The following is a 22,253-nucleotide window of genomic DNA, read 5'->3' on the forward strand; positions in this document are numbered from 1 at the left end:
CGTTCTGAATTTATTAGTTTAAACGCTCAACTCTCACTGTTTACCCTGCAAAGTAATGATATATACAGGATTAATGGCATCTGCCATGTGATAACCACCGACCTTTTTATGCCTGCTGGCCCAAACCTGCAAAATATCAGGTTCACCAACTGGCAGTTCCTGAACGCATCCCATAACCTCAGAAAAAGTCTCGGCTGTGACGCAGTTTATAACGATGCGGGCACCTCTGTTTTTCTCAAGTACAGTCTCTAAGATACTCTTCATATTGCCGCTGCTTCCGCCTATGAAAGCATGGGTTGGCGCTGGCAGATCTACCAATGCATCAGGCGCCGTGCCCTCAATTATCTCCATATTTGAAGCTTTAAACATCTCTTTATTCTGCTTAAGGAGCGCTAGGGCAGTATCTTTTTTCTCTATTGAATAAACACGGATTTCCGGTGCTGTAAGGGCCGCTTCGACAGAAACAGAGCCTGTTCCCGCTCCTATATCGTAAAAGACCGCATTCGGTGTTAATGCCAGCTTCCTCAGGGAAATAGTGCGGATTTCCTCCTTTGTCATTGGAGTTTTGCCCCTGATAAACTCATCATCCGAGATTCCGCCACTTACAGGGCGAAGTAAAGCCTCTGCATTATGGGCATAAATAAGGCATTTTCCGGGTAAATTCACAAAAGAATCTTCATTATTATCAAACTCAAATACTTTCTCTTCACAGGTTCCAAGCTCGTAGCCTATCACGATTTTATCAGTATATTGCTCGATTTCGCGGCATATTTTCGCTGCATCAGCCATATCAGAAGGCAGTACTATCAGATTCTCGCACTCTCTGACATAACCGCTTACATTGCAATTTCTTCCGTGAGCACTGACGATTCTCACATCCTCAAGTCCGACTCTAAGCACCTTTAAAAACAGCGTAACTGAGGATATTCCGGGAATGGTCACCACATTGAACCCCTTTGATTCCAGAATCTCTGCCGCTTTTTTCGCGCCGCTGCAAAGACTTATATCGCCTGAAAAAACAGCGACAGGTCTCTTAAATTCGGAATTTTCCCGAAGAAATTCACATATCTCATCCCCTCTGTATTTGGAAATCTTAGGGACATTTATGCCTTCAAGCCTTGAAATAACCGACTCTGCACCAAAAATAATATCCGCATTGGAAAGAGCTTCCTGAAGCTCATTAGTAAAAAAACTGCTATCTCCAGGGCCCACTCCCGCAAGAACGATACTCTTTTCAGATTTTTGGTTGCTAGGAGCCGTCGCTTTAGCGTCGGAGCCACTATCCGAACGGAGGATTCTATTTAAATCGGATGAAGATACCCCAAAGTCCTTTGCAAGATATTCCATAACCTCTCTGATATCATGTCCATCGCAGCTATCTGCAAGCTTTTCTGGGTCTCTTATTACAACAGCCCTAATGCCGCATTCCCTTGCAGCTTCAAGCTTCTCATCAAGACCTCCTGTTTTTCCGCTCTCCTTTGTAAGGATCACCGATGCCCCTACTTCCTTTATAAGCGCCACATTCATCTGCCTTGAGAAGGGCCCCTGCATTGCAATTATCTGCTTGCCCTTAAGGCCTGCATCCACGCATTTTGAGATACTTTCCTCATTGGGTAAAACCCTTGCATATACACGGGATACATCAGATAAGCCTGCCGTAATTTTTTCAAGCTCCTTAGAGCCCGTAAGCAGTAGTACCACGCCCTTTTCCGGCAAAAGCTCAGAAATGGCATCCTCCAGAGTATCAACAAAAACCGTCAGCTTATCACTGTCAAAACCAGCATCCGTGTTTCTCTTAAGTCGCAGATAGGTGACACCTGTTTTTTTGCAGGCACTCTTTATCTCCTTTGAAACCGCTGTGGCAAAAGGATGTGTGGAATCCACAACAACAGTGAAATCATCGCTTTTAATAAGCTTCATGATTTCCTTTGCATTTTTCCTGCCAACCACAAAGCTGTTCTCCCCGGTATCTCTAAGAATCTCGCCGCCATATTCAGTTGCAACGCTGACCTCATGTGGAATCTTGGCATCTCTCAGATATCCTGCCAAAACCCTGCCCTCGGTGGTTCCGCCAAAAACAAGTACCTTACTGCTCACTTTTGTATCCTCTCGCTGTCACCATAAAATCATCTATGTTCTGTGTGGATGAATTACCTATAAAAACTGTTGAAAACATGTCCGCAGAATACTCTTTAAGCTTTTCAAGAGTCATGATATCTTTGACTTCGCCGTCTCGCCCTATATTTCTGGCTATGCCGCAAACGCGATCTCCCTGTAGCTTCTCAAGTAAAACATCGCAGGCATGTGCCAGATATCCGCTTCTGCTTTTGCTTTCCGGGTTATAGAGCACTATTACCATATCCGCGTCAGCGGCGGCGCGAAGCCTTTTTTCGATAAGTTCCATAGGCGTCAGCCTGTCGCTTAAGCTTATCAGGCAAAAATCATGGATTAGCGGCGCTCCAAGAAGAGCTGCTCCGCTAAGAGCTGCCGTAACCCCGGGAACAACCTCAACTTCAACCTGTGGATAGTCCTTTGATGCGGCAAGTGCGAGACCTGCCATACCATAGACGCCTGCATCTCCGCTGCAGATAAGCGCTACCTCATAACCCTCATCTGCTTTTTCCAGAGCCATCTGGACCCTTTTTTCCTCCTGCATCATAGGAGTACTGATGTAATCCTTTTCAGGAAAATATGGCATCACCAGGTTGCAATAAACCGTATAACCGGCTATAACATCACATTCAGCAAGGACATCCTTTGCTCTTATGGTCATTTCCTCTATTTTTCCGGGGCCTATTCCAACAACCCATAATTTCTTATTCTTCATCTGCATACACTCCGATTGCGATCGTCATTCCATCTCTTGCTGTTTTGCGAACCAGCATTTTACCTGCTCCATAGGCCATTACAGACCTCTCACAGATGTTATCCGCCCCGGTGGTTTTCAGGGCAAATTCTGATGAGGAAAAATCCCCTTTCTGCTCCATAAGTTCCTGTGCGGAAAAAGTGAGAAAAGGTATCCCAAACTCATTTGAAAGGCGTCTTAACCCGTCTTCTTCGCACTTTATATCAATTGATACAAGAGCCTTAAGCGCCCTTGGATCAAGCCTGTTTTCCGATAAGATCGACATCAAAAAATCATGTAACTCTTCAAAACTCTTACCTTTTCTGCAGCCCATACCAACCACCAGACATCTGGGTATCAGATTGGGATTATGGCCTGTTTCCCAGGTGCTGGAACTTTTTGAATCATCCTTATCCCAGGCTTTTCCTGCCACCTTATAGCTCTCGGCCTTATCCCTTGTCCTTGGCGATACCGTAAACACTGCATCTTCGCCGGACAAAAGCTTTGCAGTAAACTCCTTTGCCAGCTTCATATCGTCGATTTCAAGATCGTGCCTTCTTGCAAATACATCTATGGCAAACTCGCCACGAATATCGGTAGCTGTGGTCACAACCGGCACTGCACCTAAAAGTTCTGCAATTTCATAGGTTGCATCTATGGCTCCGCCGATGTGTCCTGCCAAAATCGGAATGACAAACTGACCTCTTTCATCTATTACTATCACTCCGGGATCTGTGGTTTTATCCTTGATAAACGGTGCGATAGCACGAACCGCAATGGCTATTGCACCTATAAAAACAAGGATATTTCCCTGGAAAAACACTTCTCCTGTCCATTCTGACAGGCTGCTGACAGGTAATACTTCTACCCCATCTGCCGGTAGCTTCTCTGCAATACTCACCATCTGCTTGCATCCGGCATCTGTAAAGCATATGAACTTGTATTTTCCCGCATCAATTCTTTCCATACATCTTTTCCTTAAGCTTCTTTATGACCGCCGGATAATTGTCTCTATCGTGAGGGAAAGTGCAATCCTTACAGTTCTTTGCACCTTTCTCAGTGTAGGTATAGGTTCCGCCGCAGTCCTCCATGTCATATAAAGGGCAATAGCAGAACATGCAGCTGAATTTCTCCTCAGCCAGATCATGGCAGGGATAATATTCGCATTCTTTATTCAGAAAATATGAGGAATGTCGAGGACTATCTGCGTCTCTACCGGTCGAAACAATTTCCTTACCGGACTTTTCAGCTCCTCTGCTTTCACTCCTGTTGTCAGTGGCATCAGCCCCTACTCCCAGCTGTTTTTTTACCCTCTCATACATCTCATCTGACATGCCATAGAGGTCTTTTATCATTCCCTTTTGAAGAACTTCGCCGGGATCACTGCAGCTAACGCTCCCATCATCTCTGATAAGCAGGAGCCTATGTGAGATCTGAAGTGCCAGCTCCAGCTCGTGAAGAGACATAATAACCGTCACACCCTGTTCAGACAGTCCTTTTATCACATCCAAAAGCTCAAATCTGTGCTTTATATCAAGATAGGATGTGGGTTCGTCCATTATAAGGAACTCCGGATCCTGACAGATCGCCCTTGCGATCAGCGTTCTTTGCTTTTGACCATCACTCAGGTCGCTGAAGGATTTTTCTTCAAATTTCGCTATTTTCATCAATTCACAGGCTTTTTTTGCAGCTTCTCTGTCACTTTCAGAGAACATGCCAAAGCCGTCGCTGTAGGGCAGTCGCCCAGCCAGTACCACATCAAAAGCCGTCATGTGCTCAGGCTTTACCCTGTCTGTATTTACAATGGACATCTTTTTGGAAAGTTCTTTTAAAGGGATTTTTCTGATATCCTCTTTTCCCAGATAAACAGTACCGGAAATTGTTTTAAGCTCTCCCGAAATACTCTTTAAAAGCGTGGATTTTCCGCCTCCGTTTGGTCCGATAAGGGAAATTATCTCGCCCTTTTTTACCTCAAGATTTACGTCCTTTACTATGATCTTTTTATGATAGCCTGCGCATAAACTCTCAATTTTCATGGCTATTTAACTTATGCCTCCTGATTATCATAAAAATGACGATTGGCGCGCCAAAAAGCGACGTAACCGCCGATATGTTAAGTTCCGTGGGAGCAAATATCATTCTGGCTATCAGATCGCTGATAAGGCAGAAAATCGCACCTGAAATAAAGGATGCGGGAATCATCACTACCGGCTTGGAGGATTTAAGGGACTCTCTCATGAGGAAAGGCACAGCTATTCCTATAAAAGAAACCGGTCCTGCAAAAGCCGTCACACAGGCTGAAAGTATGCTTGATAGAATTATGATGCATATCCTTGCAAGTCTGATGTTTACACCAACGCTCCTGGCGTAGGCTTCCCCGAGCCTCAGGGCATCTAAGCTTTTTCCGAGACTCATGACGAAAATCATGGAAACAGACACTGTTACTACACAGTAAATGGCCCCTTCCATTGTTGCTCCCGAAAAGCTTCCCTGGGACCAGCTGTGGAGGTTCACAATATCGGAATCCTCAGCAAAAGCTATAAGAAAGTCCGTGATAGCGCTGCAGATGTAGCCTATCATTATCCCCGCTGCCAAAAGGGCCGCCATGTTTTTAACGCTTTTGGATATCAGAATAATAAAGCCCGTCGCCAGAAGTGCTCCCGCAAAGGCGGCGATAATCAGCATATATCCCTTTGTGCTGCCTCTTCCTCCCGCGATAACAATTAAAAGCAGAGCCACCATCATTTTGGCTCCTGAGGAAACACCCAGAATATAAGGTCCTGCAATGGGATTTGAAAAATAGGTCTGAAGCAGGAATCCGGCCACAGCAAGAGCTCCGCCAAGGACAAAGGTCATTATCGTTCTTGGCAGACGGATGTTCATTATGATATTTCTTTTTTTCTCATCTCCCGCTCCGGAAAAGAGAATGTCAAACACTGTTTTTATATCTATGCGCACATTTCCAACGCACAGATTGATCACAAGTGAGCCTATAAGCAGCAGTGTCAAAACCACAAAAACCGCTGCTATGCGGCTGTTTTTCTGTTTATGCATCCGCGTCCGTTCCTTTTCGATACTCCGTGGTGAACTCAGGCGCATAGAGCCTTGATTTCTCATAGCCCGACTGAGCCACCGATTCACCGACTATGATTAGTGCGGTTTTCTTTATATCATGAGCCTTCGCTGTTTCAAAAAGGCTCTCCAATGTACAAATGTATTTCTTTTCATCCTTCCAGGTGGCCTTGTAAACGATGGCACAGGGCGTATCCCCGGACATTCCGGCATTCATCAGCCTCTCTGAGAGCCGCTTTGTATCACCTGATGACAAGAAAAATACCATAGTAGCGCCGTGCTTGGACAAAGCCTCCACGGACTCAGCCTCAGGCACCGGTGTTCTGCCCTCCATACGGGTAATAATGACGCTCTGTGTGATCCCCGGAAGGGTATATTCCATGTTTAGTGCCGCAGCAGCACCGCAAAATGAGCTTACTCCGGGAACTGATTCGTAGGCTATGCCGCTTTCATCAAGAATATCCATCTGCTCCCTGACAGCTCCGTAAATACTGGGATCTCCCGTATGGAGGCGCACAATATCCTTACCTTCACTGTCAGCTCTTTTCATTATCTCTATTACTTCATCAAGGTTCAGATCCTTGCTGTCGTGAATCTCACAGCCTTCTTTTGCATAGGATAAAAGCTCGGGATTTACCAGTGATCCCGCATATATTATTACGTCTGCCTGCTCCAGCAGTTTTTTTCCTCTAATGGTTATAAGATCCGGCGCGCCGGGACCTGCTCCCACAAAATGTACCATATTCCCTGTTCCTCTATATTTTGCTAAGCCATTCATGGGCATTTTTTGTTGCCACAAGCTCTGTATTTTCATTGGAAAAAACGATCACTTCCACCTGTACCCGGCCGTCAGTCCACTCCTCCATGTTCTTCTTGATCCGGCTGACCATTTCCTCGAATACTAAATCGCCTATTCCTTCTTCATTTATTATTCTCACCGCTTCATCCGTCATTACGCAGGACAAAATCTTTTTTTCAAGGCCATATCCGGCCACGTCTATTACGATGTCAGACAAAATCTCCATCCTGTGATCCCCGTACATAGAGTGAGTGTTTTTGATACCACCTGCTACCTTTACGAGTTTTCCTATATGTCCCACAAAAAGGAGCTTGGAAAAGCCGCTGTCAGCTGCATTCTCCACTGTGTCCCCGATAAAATTGGAACTCATTACAGCTATGTTTTCATCTATGCCGTATACCTCATGTAAAAAGGTAAGGCCGTAATTACCGGGAGCTGCAAGAAGGATTTCTCTTCCTTCAGCCTTTCGAACATTGATCTCAGTTTTTATGGTCTCCACTAAGGCAGCATCACTCATGGGCTCTACGATTCCGGTGGTTCCAAGAATTGAGATGCCTCCCACGATTCCAAGCTTGGGATTAAAGGTCTTTCTGGCAATATATTCCCCATCAGGAACACTGATAATGGTCCTTACACCTTTTCCTGTGATACCGCAGAGGCTAAGAACCTCCTCCAGATTTTCCCTGATCATTTTCCGTGGAACCGAATTTATGGCAGCTTCGCCGATTGGCTGATCAAGGCCAGGCTTGGTAACTCTGCCTACGCCTTCTCCTCCTTCAATCTCGACGCCTTCTTCATCCGTAAGGCACACGCTGGCAAATATCTTGGCTCCGCTTGTGACATCAGGATCATCGCCGCCATCCTTTATCACGGCGCAGGATACGTATTCTAGAGCATCATTCCTGTGAATATCCACAATCTCCGCATTATAAGGGATTCCCTTTGGCGTCATGATACTTACATGATGCATATTTTCACCTGTAAGAAGCATCAAAAGAGCCGCCTTGGACGCAGCCGTGGCGCAGCTTCCCGTGGTAAATCCGCATCTTAACTTTTTCCCGCCTTTTTCGATAAAAACGTCACTCATAAATAATCCTACAGGTTATATAAAATGGAATTGCAGATAGCCGCTGCTACAGTACTTCCGCCCTTTCTGCCTTCATTAACTATATACGGAACATCTCCATTCAAAATCAGCTCCTTGGCTTCGACCACATTCACAAAGCCCACAGGGACTCCGATTATGAGAAGAGGTCTGATTTTTCCTTCATTTATAAGCTCATGGAGTCTTATAAGCGCCGTAGGCGCGTTACCGATTGCAAAAATCAGGGGTGCATCTATTTCGGATGCCTTATCCATGCTGACGGTAGCTCTTGTGACCCCCTGCTCCTTCGCCTTCGTAGCCACATCCGCATCTGCCATAAAGCAGTGGACTTCTCCTCCGTATTTCTCAAGGGTTTTCTTACTGATTCCGCTAAGGGCCATGTTTGTGTCGGTTACGATGTGTGCTCCGCTCCTGATGGCAGCCTTTGCCTTCTCAATGACATCCTCTGAAAACCGCATTGTGTCTGCATATTCAAAATCTGCCGTGGTATGTATCACCCTCAAAACAGTGGGAAGCAGCTCTTCCGGCACTGACTTGCCCATGGCATCAAGTTCACTTTTTATGATCCTAAAGCTCTCCTTCTCAATGTCGGAAGGAAGTATGTGTTTGATATTCAATATTTTTCCTCACGCAATGACGTTTAACCGCCATAAAAATCCATCTATTCTTCGATGACGCTATCTGCATCAGATTCCGATCGCATTGTAAATCAACTTCCAGTCAAGACTGTCTCTAAGCACATCTGCCAGCTTATCCAGCTCCTTATCCTGGTGAACCGCCGCTGCCTCGACTTCCGGAACCTCTGCATTTATTCCTCGTTTTTCATAAATGATCTTCAGAACTGCCTTTGTAAAATCCGCAGTATCGAAAATGCCGTGCATGTAGGTTCCAAAGACATTTCCTTCGGTTATCACAGGGAAAATTGCTCTCTCCGCGAAGGTCTCTCCCATATGGATTTCATAGCCTGCGACGTTTAATCCTGAAAGCGGCTTGTAGACTCCTTCAAGAGCTCCTATCTCACCGGAAACCTGAGACAAAGTCTTTTCGTCCTTAAAATCCGTATCAATCGGAAGGAGAGACAGTCCCTTCTCTTCTCCGCCGCCTTCCGCACCGGATTTATCCCTTACGACTCTGCCAAGCATCTGAAAACCGCCGCAGATGCCGACTATAAGAGCTCCTATGTCGGAAAGTTCTGTTATCTTGTCATACAATCCAGCATCTTTCAGCCATTTAAGATCACTTAGGGTGTTCTTGGTCCCGGGTAAAATGATAAGATCGGCGCCTTCAAGGTCCTCCGGCTTATTTACGTATGAAAGGCTTACTCCAGATATTCCCTCAAGGATTGTAAAGTCTGTGTAATTACTGATAAATGGCAGTCTTACCACCTTTATCTCAACAATATCGCCCGTTATATTTTTGCCCACACCCAGCTTTTTCCCGACTTTAAGCCTCTCAGAGACACTGTCCTCTTCATCAAGATCAAGCTCCACATAGGGCACAATTCCTGCAAAGGGAATGTCCAGATATGGTCTGAACATATTAAGTCCGGGCTCAAGAAGGGATACATCTCCCCTGAATTTATTGATGATAAGCCCCTTAACCCTGGCCTTTTCACTTTCTGACATAAGCTGCACGGTTCCAAGGAGCTGCGCAAAAACTCCGCCGGGATCAATATTACCTGCAAGAAGCACCGGTGCATCCAGCATTTCCGCAAGACCCATGTTTACAATGTCATTTTCTCTTAAATTTATCTCAACAGGGCTGCCTGCCCCTTCTATCACGATGATGTCGGTGTCAGCTGCAAGTCTGTTGTATGCTGCCTTTATATCCGGGATCAGGTCTTTTTTCATCTTAAAATACTCTGCAGCTCGCATATTTCCTATGGGAAGCCCATTAACGATTATCTGTGAGGTGGTATCACCCATGGGCTTTAGAAGAATGGGGTTCATATCCGCAGAAGGCTCCATTCCCGCCGCCTGGGCCTGAAGAGCCTGTGCCCTTCCTATTTCCCGACCATCCGGCGTAACAAAGGAATTTAGGGCCATATTTTGCGATTTAAAGGGTGCTACCCTAAAGCCGTCCCGGCGAAGGACTCTTAGTATTCCCGCCGTCAATATGCTTTTTCCTGCTCCGGACATGGTGCCCTGGATCATCAGATTTTTCGCCAAAAGTGCTCTCCTCTATATCTTTGTTTATCCGTTAATTCCAAACTGCCGCCATCAGACCATCACGGGGTTACTTCTGTGTGGGTCCTATTTCAGCTTATGGAAAAACTCTGTATCTTCCTTATCTTCAGAAATTATTCTATATAGATTATCGATTATTGTGCCTGTTTTGTCTGCAAACTGATACAGTGATTTATCTGTATACCAGACTGCTCCTGACTTATAAGCCTTATAGTCTGTAAAAAGCTCGCTAAGGTCCGCAAGTCCATTAAGGGACTCAGGCGCATCCGTTATGGTGGCATTGTAGATCAGAATGTCCGCTTCTCTGGCATAATCATAGAAAGCTTCCATACTTATTGTGGTCTGGGTATTTGCCTTCTCATCCTCTTCTTCCTGCGGGAAAAGATAAGTGCCGCCTGCCATGCTGACCATTCTGGCAAAATAATCGTTCTTTTTCCTTGTAACTATTTGATGATTAGAATTAACCGAGAAAATCGCCACAGTTTTCCCTGATAATTCCTTGTCTTTTATGGAGGTTATAAGCTCCTCCTGCTCTTGAAACTTCTCGTCTGACTCGGTTTCTTTGTCTGTTAAGAGACCATATACTTTTATCCACTCGCATCGCCCAAGGGGTTTTGCCTCATAGCTTGATCTGTCAATAAATACCGGGATTTCCAGCTTTTCAAGCTTCTCCTGTACCTTCGGAACGTGGAGTATCATTGTGTTTTCTATGGCAAGATCTATATCATCTATCACCATTTTTTCGTAGTCCGGAGCGCTGTATTTGCCTCCATATTGAAGGGTTCCCTGCTCCATGGCTTCTTTTGCAGCCGCAATATACCAGTCTTCTTTCTCTGTTCCTGAAAGCGCGATGGTTTCCACTGCGCCAACAGCGTCAAAATGACACATTGCACTGGATGCTGCAAGATAAATCTTATTTAAAGGTTTTTGTATTATAGTTATATTATTATCACTTTTTAGTTCTGTTGTCCTGCCTTCCGGTACAATCAGATAATTTCTGCCGTCATCAACACTGATAACAGCATAGCCGTCTTCATATCGGTGTATCGCAAAGCATTCTGCAAATGCGTTTTCATCGGTAGAGATGTAGGACAGACCCGGGATTTCGGGTGCTGTTTTTAAAGCTTCCCCGTTAACTGAATCCGGAACCGGCTCAGCATCCTCATCCTTTTCCTTCGCATCGTCAAAAATGGATATTCTGAGGGTATAGTCGATGAGATGTGGCTTACTCATAGCTGTAGTATCAGCCTGAATCTCCATATCTTTATCCAGCTCTACAGGTATCACGAACTCGGAATTGCCCTCTGTGTTTATAGGATGATAGGTCTCACCGCCCACGATCATATAGTCGTAATTAGGGCTACTCCATATTATGTCTGCCTCTGCTTTCCCATTTGTAACAGTAACCCTGCAGGGAGACTCGATGCCAGCTTTGCCGCTGCCTCCCGTCAGGGTAACAGATGCGGCGTACTCCCCATCGGAAATACTGCCGCATCCTGTAATACATAGTGAAATCAGCAGGATCAGCAGAATTTTTACACTAAAGAATTCTTTTTCCCGCTTTTTATTCATGTTTAATTACTTGATAACTTCACCTGTGTGTTTTACATAAAGCTCCTGAACAGCCTCGATTCTTCCAAGACCTGCGATCTGACAATCTACACTGTCAAAGGATCCGTCTGCAAGGAATCCGCTCTTCCAGGTATCGTCATCATCGCCTGCCATATCGTTATTTGCATGATCACCTGCAACAACCATAAGGGGACGAAGGATAACCTTCTTGTAGCCTGCGCTCTTAACGCTGTTGATAACAGCTGAAAGCTCTGTCTCAGCAGGAAGACCCTCTACTGTTCCGATAAATACGTTCTCGTAGGAGAGCTCGTTCATCTGTGTCTGCATCTGGCTGTAAGAAACGTTAGCTGTATGTGATGTACCATGGCCCATGAAAACAAAAGCTACACCATCTTCTTTTGCTGCATCAAGGCTGTCATAACCTGCCTCTTTTACTGCCTCAGCTGTGATAGCCTCAGCTACTGCCTTCTTATCTTCATTGATGATAGTTGCATCAGAACCAACCTCGCCAAGAAGGGGCTCAGCTACTGCAACTGACTCAAACTTATCCTTATATCCTTCAAGAACATCGATAAGCTCGTCATACTCAGCACCGTGCATAAGGTGTGTAGGCTGAACAACAAGGTTCTTAACACCGTTCTCTACTGCTCTGTCAAGAGCCTGCTCCACGTTGTCGATCTTTTCATCATCTCTTGCCTGAACGTGGTTGATGATGATCTGAGCTGTGAAGGCTCTTCTTACTGACCAGTCGGGATATGCCTTCTGGAGAGCTTTTTCGATACCACCGATATCCTGAGCTCTGCTGTCATTGAAGGATGTACCAAAGCTTACAACAAGAAGCTCGTTCTCGCCGATATCATCGCCATTAAGCGGATCATCCTTGGATGCATCACCTGTATCTCTTCCGAAATAATCAGGATCTGCTTCTTCACCCTCAACAAGCTCCTTCTGCTCATCTGTAAGGGCATCCCATGCTTCCTTAGCCTTAGCACAGAGCTCATCTGTGTTTTCATCGCGGGTCTGAACATATATAGAATCGATAAGATCTGCTACTTCCTTTGCTGCCGCCATATCTTCACTGCTTCCTTCCGCATCACCTTCGCCTTCGGTTACATCTGAAACTATAACCTCGTGGTCATACCACTTGCCCTTTGTACCTATAAGTGCAAGCTGGAAAGGCTCATCAATTGCAGGAACAGGAACGTCGAAGCCGTATACTTCCTCAGTTGTTCCATCGTCATAGGTAACAGTGTCTGTTGTGGGCTGAAGGAGTTCAGCGCCGTCCTTCTGTGCATCCTCAGCTGTTCCGGGGAAAAGATTAACGATGTTCTGTGAAGGAAGAGTGATATGAATTGTCATCTCTCCGTTCTCTACTGTAAGTGTTCCCTTATTATCATAAGCTTCATTGATATGGAACATACTGCCGTCTGTTGTAAAAGTAGCTGTGTAAGTGCCATCCTGGAGTTCAGCGCTATCGCTTGTTTCTGCTGTCTCTTGCGCTTCCTCAGCTTCTTCTGTCTCATCTGCGTTTTCCTGAGCTCCACTCTCAGTAACCTCTTCTGTTTCTTCGACAGCTTCAATCGCCTCTTCAGTTGCTGCTGTCTCTGTTTCTGCGGTATTAGCCGCATCCTTGTTGCCACATCCTGCTGCGGACATGACCAGTGCTGCAGTCATTATCACTGCCAGTACCTTTTTTTTCATAATACTATGCCTCCTATGTGTTCTCATGGGGCTTGGGATTTTGTAAGAAATTTGGACACAAGACGATAAGGCAAATGCCAGATGACATTTACCACAATAGTTTCGTACAGCCAATTCCTCGTGACCCGGTTTCCCATGTACGACGACAGGCAGGTCTCCCGGCTGATCGATATAGCGCTGATACGCGCTGCGCCCATTCTCCCTTCCCAGATCTGTGCAACCACACTTTGATCCAGTGGTAATGAGAATAAGCTCTCGAAACACGGTGACGAGATCGTGCGGGATTCTCACCCGCTTCCCTTTTCACTTGTGCAAAGGCTGTGCCTTCCACAAACACCTTCCGTCTAATTAAGTTGTGGATTTTCTAAAACTGATTTTCATTATCGCTTCGGAAAATCTTGTGTCCATGATAACACAAGTCTTGCTCTTTTCATATAGATTAGAAGGAAAAGCGGTTGAACCACTGATTGTCCACACTTATAATTAAGCGTAGGGACGCTCTTTTGTCTTTTATTTAGGGGGAAATAATGAAAAAACTGAGACTTTTCATTTTAATCATAATCATTCTGATTGCTTTGATTTTCACAGGGAGATTTGTTTATATGCGCTTTTTTAAGACCTATGTGGTAGGAACTGACCCAAAGCTCTATGAGATTACCAGGGCCACCTATCTGACAGGAACCCAGAGCTCTGACTATGGCTACATTTATGATCAGTACACCATTAGAAAAAGAGATAAAAAATACTATGCAGAGACTGATATTTTTGATAAAGAACTAAAGCAGCAGGTAGTTACAGAGGTTGAGATTATAGGTGCAGAGTACGATGCGACACTGAAGCTGTTAGAGGGCTGTGAATTCGTAAGACACAAGGCCGCCGGCTCCAAAGTGATGGATGGTTTTATGGATAACAGTAGTTATTCTGCAGAGCTTATGTGGGATAAAAAGCCGGATGGGGCCTGGGATCTGCGCATGGACAGCGATACCAGAAAGGCTTTTTCGGAAGCTATAGAAAAATTCACTCAAAAAATAAACGTAACAATCGTTGATGATGTCGCTCCATCAAGTGTATGGATTATCAGGGATACCCCGGAAAATCGCAAGACAAGCGTGTGGGGCACGGCCATGGTAAAGCCTGAAGAATTAGGTAAAGAATATTCCTTCGACATTCCTCTGTCAGATGATGACAAGTATCTTTTCCACATGATAGACGAGGATGGACTCTACTACTCTGCTGACATTCCAAAGCTCCTTGATGGCTGGAAAGTCAGAATCTATACAAGCGATAAGGAATTTCACGATGTCATACTTGAAATTTATGACGATTCGGGAAAATTGATTTCTGAAATCAAAGTTTTCAGCGCCGCCCTGTAAGAGACCGGCATTATATTCAATCAAAAAACTTCCCACATCATTTCGGCAATCAAGCCGTTTTGATGTGGGAAGTATTTTATTCGCTTTATGTTTTTATGATGGATATTATCCGTCCGTAATTACTTGAAGAATGCTATATCCTGATTCAGTTCTTCAGCAACTTTCTTCAGGTTGTTGGCATTGCTTGCAAGCATGGTAACGGTTGCTGAAAGCTCCTGCATGGATGCTCCTGTCTCCTCTGAAGATGCCGCATTTTCCTGAGAAATAGCAGACAATGCACTCATGGTATCAACTACTGCATTCTTGGAGGATTCGCACTGGTCTGCGCCTCTGCTGATAGAATGAACGCCACCAACTGTGGAATTGATATCTTCCAACATTCCATTTATAGAATCTATGGTTCCCTCAAGAGCGCTCTGCTGATCCAGGTTGCCCTGTCTTACATCATCAGCGGCATGAACTGCTGCATTTGACTCTTCAAGCAATACTTCCATCTCTTTTCTGATCTCGTCTGCCATGGTACGGGAGTCTTCTGCCAGTTTGCCGATCTCTCCTGCTACAACCGCGAAGCCTTTTCCTGCCTCTCCTGCTCTTGCAGCTTCGATTGAAGCATTGAGGGACAGAAGGTTAGTCTGTGTAGCGATAGATGTTATTCCTTCAACCTTGGAAGAAATGGTTGTAACAGCATCCTGTGTTCTCTGGATTGCATTTGAAATCTCATCTATCTTTTCGGTCATCTCAGTAGATGCATCTTTTAGTGAAGTAAGTGAAGAACTTGATACTTCGGAAGCCTCTTTCATCTTTCCGGCAAGGGTGTCCAGATCACCTGTTGATGTCTGCACATTTCCGACTGCCTCTCCGATAAGTCCAACATTTTCCGCAGCGTTCTGTATCTCATCTGCCTGCTGAGTGGCACCTGAAGCAATCTCCTGAACAGCAGTTGAAACATCTTCTGCGGTCTGTGAAATCTGGTTGGCCATGTCTGAAAGATCTTCTGATGATGTTCCCACAAGAGTTGCAGATTCCCTTATTCCTGTAACTATTTCTTCAAGCTTGGTTACAAGAGCATTGGTATTATTAAGTGCAACACCTATGTCATCTTTTCTATCAAGATATTTGTCAGACTTCTTGAATTCTCCTTTTGCAAGATGGCTTATGCTGTCATTCATTACTGCTATGGCATTTGACATACCCATAGAAGCGTAGGTAGCTACTGCAATTGTCAGAACCATAAGCACTACACCGATAAGACACATTACAATTATTGATTTCATAATCTGTGCCTGAACAGCTGCCCTGGAGACTCCGGTGAACGCCATGGCTGCAACTTTACCTGAGGCATCCTTAACCGGAACATATGCTACAAAATAAGGCTCTCCTGCAACCTGGGTATTGGTTGAAGTAAAAGAATTACCACCATTAATAACCGCCTTTATTACGGTATCTGCCGCCTTTGTCCCTATTACGGAACTTCCAAGAGAAGAATTTTTACGTGAATCTCCGTCAAACCAAGTAAAATCGTAGCCGGTACTCTGCTTCAAACTAGTTTCAACATCATTGTCACCGGCATCTCTGTCGGTGATCTGCACCCCGATGTCTTTGTATGTGTACGCTGAGGAAAGCAGTCCTTTAATGACTTCCCCCTCCATACCGGATTTCATAAATGAAACTCCGGTGATGAGCAATGCCACCGCGATAATAAGCGACGGAACTATTGCTATTGCCAGGATCTTGGTTTTAACGGAAAAATGCTTCATGTTCGTACGCCTCCTTACGCGTTGTACACCATTTTAATTTGTTGATTTTTCCATGTAGAACTATCTCTTTGGCTGACTTACGCATATATCATAGCATACTAATAGATTCGAAATAATTATATTTCTATAAACTAAATAACGTTATATTGTTTGATAAAAATAACTTCACTCATCAAATACTTTTTCCTTCAGCTTTATTCCCGTAGGTGTGGTGGCAAGTCCGCCGCCTGCAGTTTCCTTAAGTGTAGTAGCCATGACATCTCCCACTTCCTTCATGGCATCAATACATTCATCGCAGGGAATCTTCGCCTTGATTCCGGCAAGAGCCATATCTGCACAGGAAAAAGCGATGACAAGGCCCGATACATTTCTCTTAATACATGGAATCTCCACAAGTCCCGCTACCGGGTCGCAAACAAGCCCCATCTGATTGGACAGAGCCATGGCACAGGCATCGGCACAGGCTGACGGAGTTCCTCCCATAACCTCAACAAGAGCAGCTGCCGCCATTGCTGCGGCACTTCCGCACTCAGCCTGACATCCGCCCTCTGCCCCGGCTATACTGGCGCGGTTCGCAATAACCATTCCTACGGCTCCTGCTGTAAACATGGACATTATCAGGGTCTTCTCATCAAAATTCCTGTCTTCATAAAGTGATACCAGGCAGCCCGGCAAAATTCCGCAGCTTCCCGCAGTCGGAGCAGCAACAATTCTTCCCATGGAAGCATTGCAGCCGGCAACGGCGAGAGCTCTGGCAATAGCCTTGGATAAAAAGTCACCGCAAAGGCCCCCGCCACTGTTTTGAGCATAGGAATTCATAAGATAGCCCTCTCCGCCTGTCAGTCCCGACATGGATTTTTGATCCTTCTTCATACCATCAATTACTGACTGCTTCATTACTTCAAAGCTGATTTCCATTTTTTCATAGAGCTCCTGCTGGGATATCTCCATGCTTTTAGCCTGATCCTCAAGGGCAAGCTCGCTGATTTTTATGCCCCTTTTCTCTGCTTCCAGGGCAAGCTCGTTTACAGAATTATATTTAAGCATTCTTCATACCCTTCTTATCAGAATCGCATTTTTCACGTGCTCGATTCCTCTTATCTCATCAACAATTGTCTCCGGGGGCAGACCGTCTATCTCAATAGTCATGATTGCTTCGCCGCCCTTTTCCTGCCTTGAGAGGTGGAAATTGGAGATGTTAAGATCCTCATACTCCCAGTGCATCATGTTGGTCACGCTGGCGATTACACCGGGCTTATCCTCGTGCATAACAAGGATTGTGGTATTCTCACCGTTGAAATCAACGTTCATTCCATTTATCCGCTGAACCAGGATATTGCCACCGCCGATACTTGCGCCTTGCATTACGCCATCAGTACCATCCTCAAGAAAGTACTGAATCCGCGCTGTGTTGGGATGTGCTCCCTTTATATTTTCCTTTAGAAAGGTGTAGTCAATTCCACGCTTTTTTGCAATCTCATGGGCGTCCCTGATTTCCGGAGAATAGCTCTTATATCCCATAATTCCCGCAAGCAAAGCTCTGTCAGTTCCATGGCCTTTATAGGTTTTGGCAAAAGAACCTGACAGAGTAATCTCCAGCTTTTTTAGCGGTCTGTCATCTATAAGTTTATTAACGACTCTTCCAAGCCGCACCGCTCCTGCAGTATGTGAGCTTGAAGGCCCGATCATCACAGGGCCGATAATGTCAAAAACATTCACGTTAACAGTCTCTCCTTTATTATTCAGAAACCTGATCTGACTTACGTTTTTACGTGTCATTTCTTCCATAATTATAAATCAAAAGCTTGTTAATTGGCATGTTTTTCACACCATTAAACCTATGAAAATATCCCCATTTTTGGAACAATATTTACCATATTTTTTAAAATACTAATAGGTTAAAATATTACTCGAATGAAAATAAACTTTCTTAAGAGAGGATCTTTAATATGTTTGAAGCCAGCTTTGAATCACTTAAAAAACACGAATGCCCTGACTGGTTCCGTGATGCGAAATTCGGCATCTGGAGTCACTGGGGTCCCCAGTCTGTTCCCATGTGTGGCGACTGGTATGCCAGAAATATGTATATTCAGGGAACTGAACAGTACGAATATCACCTTCGTACCTACGGTCATCCCTCAAAATTCGGATATAAGGATATCTGCGCACTCTGGAAAGCAGAGAATTTCGATCCCGATGCACTTATGGAGAAATATTACAAAGCAGGCGCCAGATTTTTCGTGGCACAGGCCTCACACCATGATCATTTCTTCAACTATGCTTCTAAACTTAACCGCTTTAACAGCGTGGAAGTAGGTCCTCACAAAGACATCTGCGGTCTTTGGAAAGAAGCTGCAAAAAAATACAATCTGCCCTTTGGCTTAACCGAGCACCTTGGCGCATCCTTTGCATGGTGGCGTTCCAATAAGGGTGCCGATTCCTACGGCCCCTACAAGGGAATTCCCTATGACGGAAATGATCCTGCATACCGCGATTTTTACCATGATAATTATGAGCACGTGGCAAAGGAAGGCGAAGAGGATAAGTGGGTATGGCTCACTCAGAACTCCGCTTTTCATGAGTACTGGCTGAAGGTTATGCACGAGATTATTGACCTTTATCAGCCCGATATGCTCTACTCCGACAGCTCTCTTCCCTTTGAAGACAACGATATTCCGGATGACAACAGCCTCTACCGCTACGGTCTTGACGCTGTTGCACATCTTTACAACACATCTGAGAAGCTCCATGGCAAAAACCAGGCAATCTACACTCAGAAAAACCGCAATGAGAATATCTATACCGTGGGAACCCTTGACATCGAGCGAAGCCAGCTTCCCGATATCTCACCTGTACCGTGGCAGTCTGAGACCTGTATCGGCGGCTGGTTCTACGATAAAAAGGCCATATACAAAAAGCCTCGTCACATCATTGATATTCTCATTGATTCCATCTCCAAAAACGGCACCATGCTGCTGAACATCCTGCAGCGCCCGGATGGAACCATCGATGAAGAGGCAGAATACATCCTTTCAGAGCTTACAGACTGGTTTGCAGTTAACGGCGAGGCTGTCTATGGCACCAGACCGTTCCGTGTATCAGGCGAAGGTCATGCCGGTGTAATAATCGATGGCTTCCGCGAGGATCAGGTTGACTGGCAGGACGACGATTTCCGCTTTGTACAAAAAGACGGTACTCTATATGCCTTTGTAATGAAAAATGAAGGCAGAAACACAGCGGTTATCACCTCATTAAAGCCTGAAGAAGAAGTTAAAAACGTAGAGTATCTTGGCTGCGGAAACGTAACCTTCTCCCAGCACTCAGGAGTTCTGGTAGTAGATCTTCCCGAAAGACGCGATACCCACATGCCAGGAGCACTTAAGATCAGCTTCTGATCTTTATAAACCGTCACTCCGGCTCTTAACCGGAAAGGTTTTTATTGCAAATTATTCATAATAAAAACTGTAAAGTAAGGCAATCTCTCTTTATTTTTTAGGAGAGATTGCTTTTTTGTTAAAACTTATGTTTACAATTAGATTTTAGTATGGTAAAGTGTTACAAGACTAAATTTTTAGAGGAGGAATTGTATTATGAAAAAGAAGATACTCGCTATGGCAATGGCGGTTGTAATGGTAATGAGCATGACAGGATGCGGCAAAAGCGCATCATCTGCTGACAGTGACCTTAGCTACATCAAGAATAAGGGCACACTTATCGTTGGAATCACAGATTTCGCACCCATGGATTACAAGGATGACAACGGTAACTGGATCGGATTTGACGCTGATATGGCTTCAAAGGTAGCTGAATCCCTTGGCGTAAAGGTTGAATTCGTAGAAATCGATTGGGACAACAAGATTCTTGAGCTTGAGAACAAGTCAATCGACGTTGTTTGGAACGGAATGACCCTCACAAGTGAGGTTACAAGTGCCATGGAGTGCACAAAGCCTTACCTCAACAATGCACAGGTAGTAGTTGTACCCGCTGCTGATGCAGCTTCTTACAGCGACAAGGATTCTGTATCAGGTCTCAGCTTCGCTGTTGAGTCAGGTTCAGCAGGTGAGCAGGCAGCTATCGATAACGGTTTTGAGTACACTTCTCTCACATCACAGGCTGATGCCGTTATGGAAGTAGACGCAGGCACATCAGGCGCATGCATCATCGACCTTCTTATGGCAGGCGCTATGGTAGGCGAGGGAACAAGCTACGCAGATCTTACACACACTGTAGAGCTTACAACCGAGGAATACGGTATCGGATGCCGCAAGGGTTCTGATCTTGCTTCTTACATCAACGATCAGCTTGCAGCATTTTATAAAGACGGATCAATGATTGATATCGCCAAGACTTATGGCGTTCAGGATGCACTGATCGCACAGTAAATGATAGGAGTTATTTTTTAGATGTTTTGGACTGTTACCTTATCCCTCTTGGAAGGGTTTCTGGGAACAATTAAGCTTTTTGCTTTGACACTGCTGTTTTCTCTGCCGCTGGGACTGCTTATCAGTTTTGGCTCCATGAGTAAAACAGCTCTGATCAAATATCCCATACGATTTATTATATGGATCATACGAGGAACACCGCTGATGCTTCAGCTCCTCATCATTTATTACGGCCCCGGTATTTTTCTGGGGCTAAATGTATGGGGTTCTGACACTTCAGGCAGATTTCTGGCAGCTTTGGTGGCTTTCGTAATAAATTACGCCTGCTATTTTTCAGAGATTTACAGAGGTGGAATCCAGTCAATACCTGTCGGTCAGTACGAAGCCGGACAGGTACTTGGTATGTCCAAGGGTCAGATTTTCCGCAAGATTATCCTGCTTCAGGTTATTAAAAGAATCGTTCCGCCCATCTCAAACGAGGTTATCACCCTTGTAAAAGATACGTCTCTTGCAAGAGTAATCGCCGTATATGAGATCATTTGGAACGGTCAGGCCTTCATTAAGAGCAGCGGAATCATTTGGCCTTTGTTCTACACAGGCGCATTCTACCTCATTTTCAGCGGACTTCTCACACTGCTGTTTGGTTACATAGAGAAGAAGCTGAGCTATTTCAGATAATAATTTAGTTAGACTGGTGAAAAATATGCCGATTTTAGAAGTAAAAAACATTAAAAAAAGTTTCGATAATACAGAAATCCTGAAGGGAATAAGCTTTGACTTAGAGGAAGGACAGACCATATCCATCATTGGATCATCAGGAAGCGGAAAAACCACTCTTCTGCGCTGCCTTAACTTCCTTGAGACACCGGACGAGGGAACAATTACTGTCCGCGGCGAGAAGCTTTTTGACGCTTCAACACCTATAACAGATCCGGAGGCACTTAGGAAAAACAGGCTTCATTTTGGTCTTGTTTTCCAGCAGTTCAATCTGTTTCCGCAGTACACTGCCCTTGAGAACGTAACACTTGCGCCTCTCATGACCGCGGATACGAAAAACAAAGAATGGATCATGGAAAATGGACGATCACTCCTGAATCAGATGGGTCTTGCCGACAGAATGGATAACTATCCTCATCAGCTCTCAGGCGGTCAGCAGCAGCGTGTAGCTATTGCCCGCGCTCTTGCACTTAAGCCTGATATCCTGTGCTTCGATGAGCCTACTTCAGCTCTTGATCCCGAGCTTACAGGTGAAGTTTTAAGAGTTATCAAGCGCCTTGCCGAGCGTCACACCACAATGATCATCGTTACACACGAAATGACCTTCGCAAGAGACGTAGCTGACGAAGCTATTTTCATGGATGATGGAATAATCCTGGAAAAAGGTCCTGCGAAAGATCTTATCAATAATCCCAAGGAGGAGCGAACCAGGCAGTTCCTCTCAAGACTGAATTCGTAAATACT

19 protein-coding genes and 1 riboswitch are annotated in these 22,253 nt (G+C 45.0%); of the genes, 5 read left to right on the top strand and 14 right to left on the bottom strand.

Annotated elements, in window-relative coordinates; genetic code table 11:
- Positions 1-33 precede the first annotated feature (33 nt).
- The 11 genes from cobK to G603_RS22895 form a co-directional block, all read right to left on the bottom strand.
- Entirely contained in the window at positions 34-2,097 is a 2,064-nt protein-coding gene (gene cobK, locus G603_RS0113820) for a precorrin-6A reductase (RefSeq protein ID WP_026670595.1), read from the bottom strand.
- Positions 2,087-2,827 (bottom strand): precorrin-3B C(17)-methyltransferase, encoded by a 741-nt coding sequence (cobJ, locus tag G603_RS0113825; protein WP_035793338.1) that lies wholly within the window; start codon positions 2,825-2,827, stop codon positions 2,087-2,089. Before cobJ ends, cobK begins: the two co-directional genes overlap by 11 nt.
- Positions 2,817-3,812: a cobalt-precorrin 5A hydrolase gene (locus G603_RS20465; RefSeq protein WP_051207895.1), complete on the bottom strand. Its 996-nt coding sequence runs from the start codon at positions 3,810-3,812 to the stop codon at positions 2,817-2,819. The genes cobJ and G603_RS20465 overlap by 11 nt, the downstream gene beginning before the upstream one ends.
- Entirely contained in the window at positions 3,799-4,881 is a 1,083-nt protein-coding gene (locus G603_RS20470) for an ATP-binding cassette domain-containing protein (protein ID WP_051207897.1), read from the bottom strand. The genes G603_RS20465 and G603_RS20470 overlap by 14 nt, the downstream gene beginning before the upstream one ends.
- Positions 4,871-5,899 (bottom strand): FecCD family ABC transporter permease, encoded by a 1,029-nt coding sequence (locus G603_RS0113840; RefSeq protein ID WP_026670597.1) that lies wholly within the window; start codon positions 5,897-5,899, stop codon positions 4,871-4,873. Before G603_RS0113840 ends, G603_RS20470 begins: the two co-directional genes overlap by 11 nt.
- Positions 5,892-6,659: a precorrin-4 C(11)-methyltransferase gene (cobM, locus tag G603_RS0113845; protein ID WP_026670598.1), complete on the bottom strand. Its 768-nt coding sequence runs from the start codon at positions 6,657-6,659 to the stop codon at positions 5,892-5,894. Before cobM ends, G603_RS0113840 begins: the two co-directional genes overlap by 8 nt.
- Positions 6,660-6,672: 13 nt before the next feature.
- Positions 6,673-7,803, bottom strand: a complete 1,131-nt coding sequence (gene cbiD, locus G603_RS0113850; RefSeq protein ID WP_155832685.1) for a cobalt-precorrin-5B (C(1))-methyltransferase CbiD — start codon at positions 7,801-7,803, stop codon at positions 6,673-6,675.
- A gap of 8 nt (positions 7,804-7,811) precedes the next feature.
- Positions 7,812-8,438, bottom strand: a complete 627-nt coding sequence (locus G603_RS0113855; RefSeq protein WP_026670600.1) for a precorrin-8X methylmutase — start codon at positions 8,436-8,438, stop codon at positions 7,812-7,814.
- 69 nt (positions 8,439-8,507) lie between these two features.
- The gene (locus tag G603_RS0113860; RefSeq protein WP_026670601.1) at positions 8,508-9,989 is read right to left on the bottom strand and encodes a cobyric acid synthase; all 1,482 of its coding nucleotides are present in this window, start codon (positions 9,987-9,989) and stop codon (positions 8,508-8,510) included.
- Positions 9,990-10,073: 84 nt separating this feature from the next.
- Positions 10,074-11,579 carry an ABC transporter substrate-binding protein gene (locus G603_RS20475; RefSeq protein WP_051207899.1) on the bottom strand — a complete coding sequence of 502 codons (1,506 nt, stop codon included), beginning with the start codon at positions 11,577-11,579 and terminating at the stop codon, positions 10,074-10,076.
- A gap of 6 nt (positions 11,580-11,585) precedes the next feature.
- Positions 11,586-13,280, bottom strand: coding sequence for a sirohydrochlorin cobaltochelatase (locus G603_RS22895; protein WP_242834886.1), 1,695 nt, complete (start codon positions 13,278-13,280; stop codon positions 11,586-11,588).
- Positions 13,281-13,411: 131 nt separating this feature from the next.
- Positions 13,412-13,636: riboswitch (cobalamin riboswitch) on the bottom strand.
- Positions 13,637-13,807: 171 nt separating this feature from the next.
- Here G603_RS22895 and G603_RS0113875 point away from each other — a divergent pair.
- Positions 13,808-14,653, top strand: a complete 846-nt coding sequence (locus tag G603_RS0113875) for a hypothetical protein (RefSeq protein WP_026670602.1) — start codon at positions 13,808-13,810, stop codon at positions 14,651-14,653.
- A gap of 119 nt (positions 14,654-14,772) precedes the next feature.
- Here the strand turns inward: G603_RS0113875 and G603_RS20485 are convergent, their stop codons facing one another.
- The 3 genes from G603_RS20485 to sdaAB all read right to left on the bottom strand — a co-directional run bounded on the left by G603_RS20485 (position 14,773) and on the right by sdaAB (position 18,129).
- Positions 14,773-16,410, bottom strand: coding sequence for a methyl-accepting chemotaxis protein (locus tag G603_RS20485; RefSeq protein ID WP_051207901.1), 1,638 nt, complete (start codon positions 16,408-16,410; stop codon positions 14,773-14,775).
- 165 nt (positions 16,411-16,575) lie between these two features.
- Positions 16,576-17,457: an L-serine ammonia-lyase, iron-sulfur-dependent, subunit alpha gene (gene sdaAA / locus G603_RS0113885; protein WP_026670603.1), complete on the bottom strand. Its 882-nt coding sequence runs from the start codon at positions 17,455-17,457 to the stop codon at positions 16,576-16,578.
- 3 nt (positions 17,458-17,460) lie between these two features.
- Positions 17,461-18,129, bottom strand: a complete 669-nt coding sequence (gene sdaAB, locus G603_RS0113890) for an L-serine ammonia-lyase, iron-sulfur-dependent subunit beta (RefSeq protein WP_026670604.1) — start codon at positions 18,127-18,129, stop codon at positions 17,461-17,463.
- Between the two features lie 230 nt (positions 18,130-18,359).
- Between sdaAB and G603_RS0113895 the strand changes: the two genes are divergently transcribed.
- The 4 genes from G603_RS0113895 to G603_RS0113910 all read left to right on the top strand — a co-directional run bounded on the left by G603_RS0113895 (position 18,360) and on the right by G603_RS0113910 (position 22,248).
- Positions 18,360-19,805 (top strand): alpha-L-fucosidase, encoded by a 1,446-nt coding sequence (locus tag G603_RS0113895; protein ID WP_035793341.1) that lies wholly within the window; start codon positions 18,360-18,362, stop codon positions 19,803-19,805.
- A 195-nt stretch (positions 19,806-20,000) separates the two neighbouring features.
- On the top strand, positions 20,001-20,792 hold the full coding sequence (locus G603_RS0113900) for a transporter substrate-binding domain-containing protein (protein WP_026670606.1): 792 nt from the start codon (positions 20,001-20,003) through the stop codon (positions 20,790-20,792).
- Between the two features lie 21 nt (positions 20,793-20,813).
- Positions 20,814-21,470, top strand: a complete 657-nt coding sequence (locus G603_RS0113905; RefSeq protein WP_026670607.1) for an amino acid ABC transporter permease — start codon at positions 20,814-20,816, stop codon at positions 21,468-21,470.
- 25 nt (positions 21,471-21,495) lie between these two features.
- Positions 21,496-22,248 carry an amino acid ABC transporter ATP-binding protein gene (locus G603_RS0113910; protein WP_026670608.1) on the top strand — a complete coding sequence of 251 codons (753 nt, stop codon included), beginning with the start codon at positions 21,496-21,498 and terminating at the stop codon, positions 22,246-22,248.
- Positions 22,249-22,253: the final 5 nt, after the last annotated feature.

It is taken from the genome of Butyrivibrio sp. AE3006, from assembly GCF_000424165.1.
GTDB lineage: Bacteria > Bacillota > Clostridia > Lachnospirales > Lachnospiraceae > Butyrivibrio.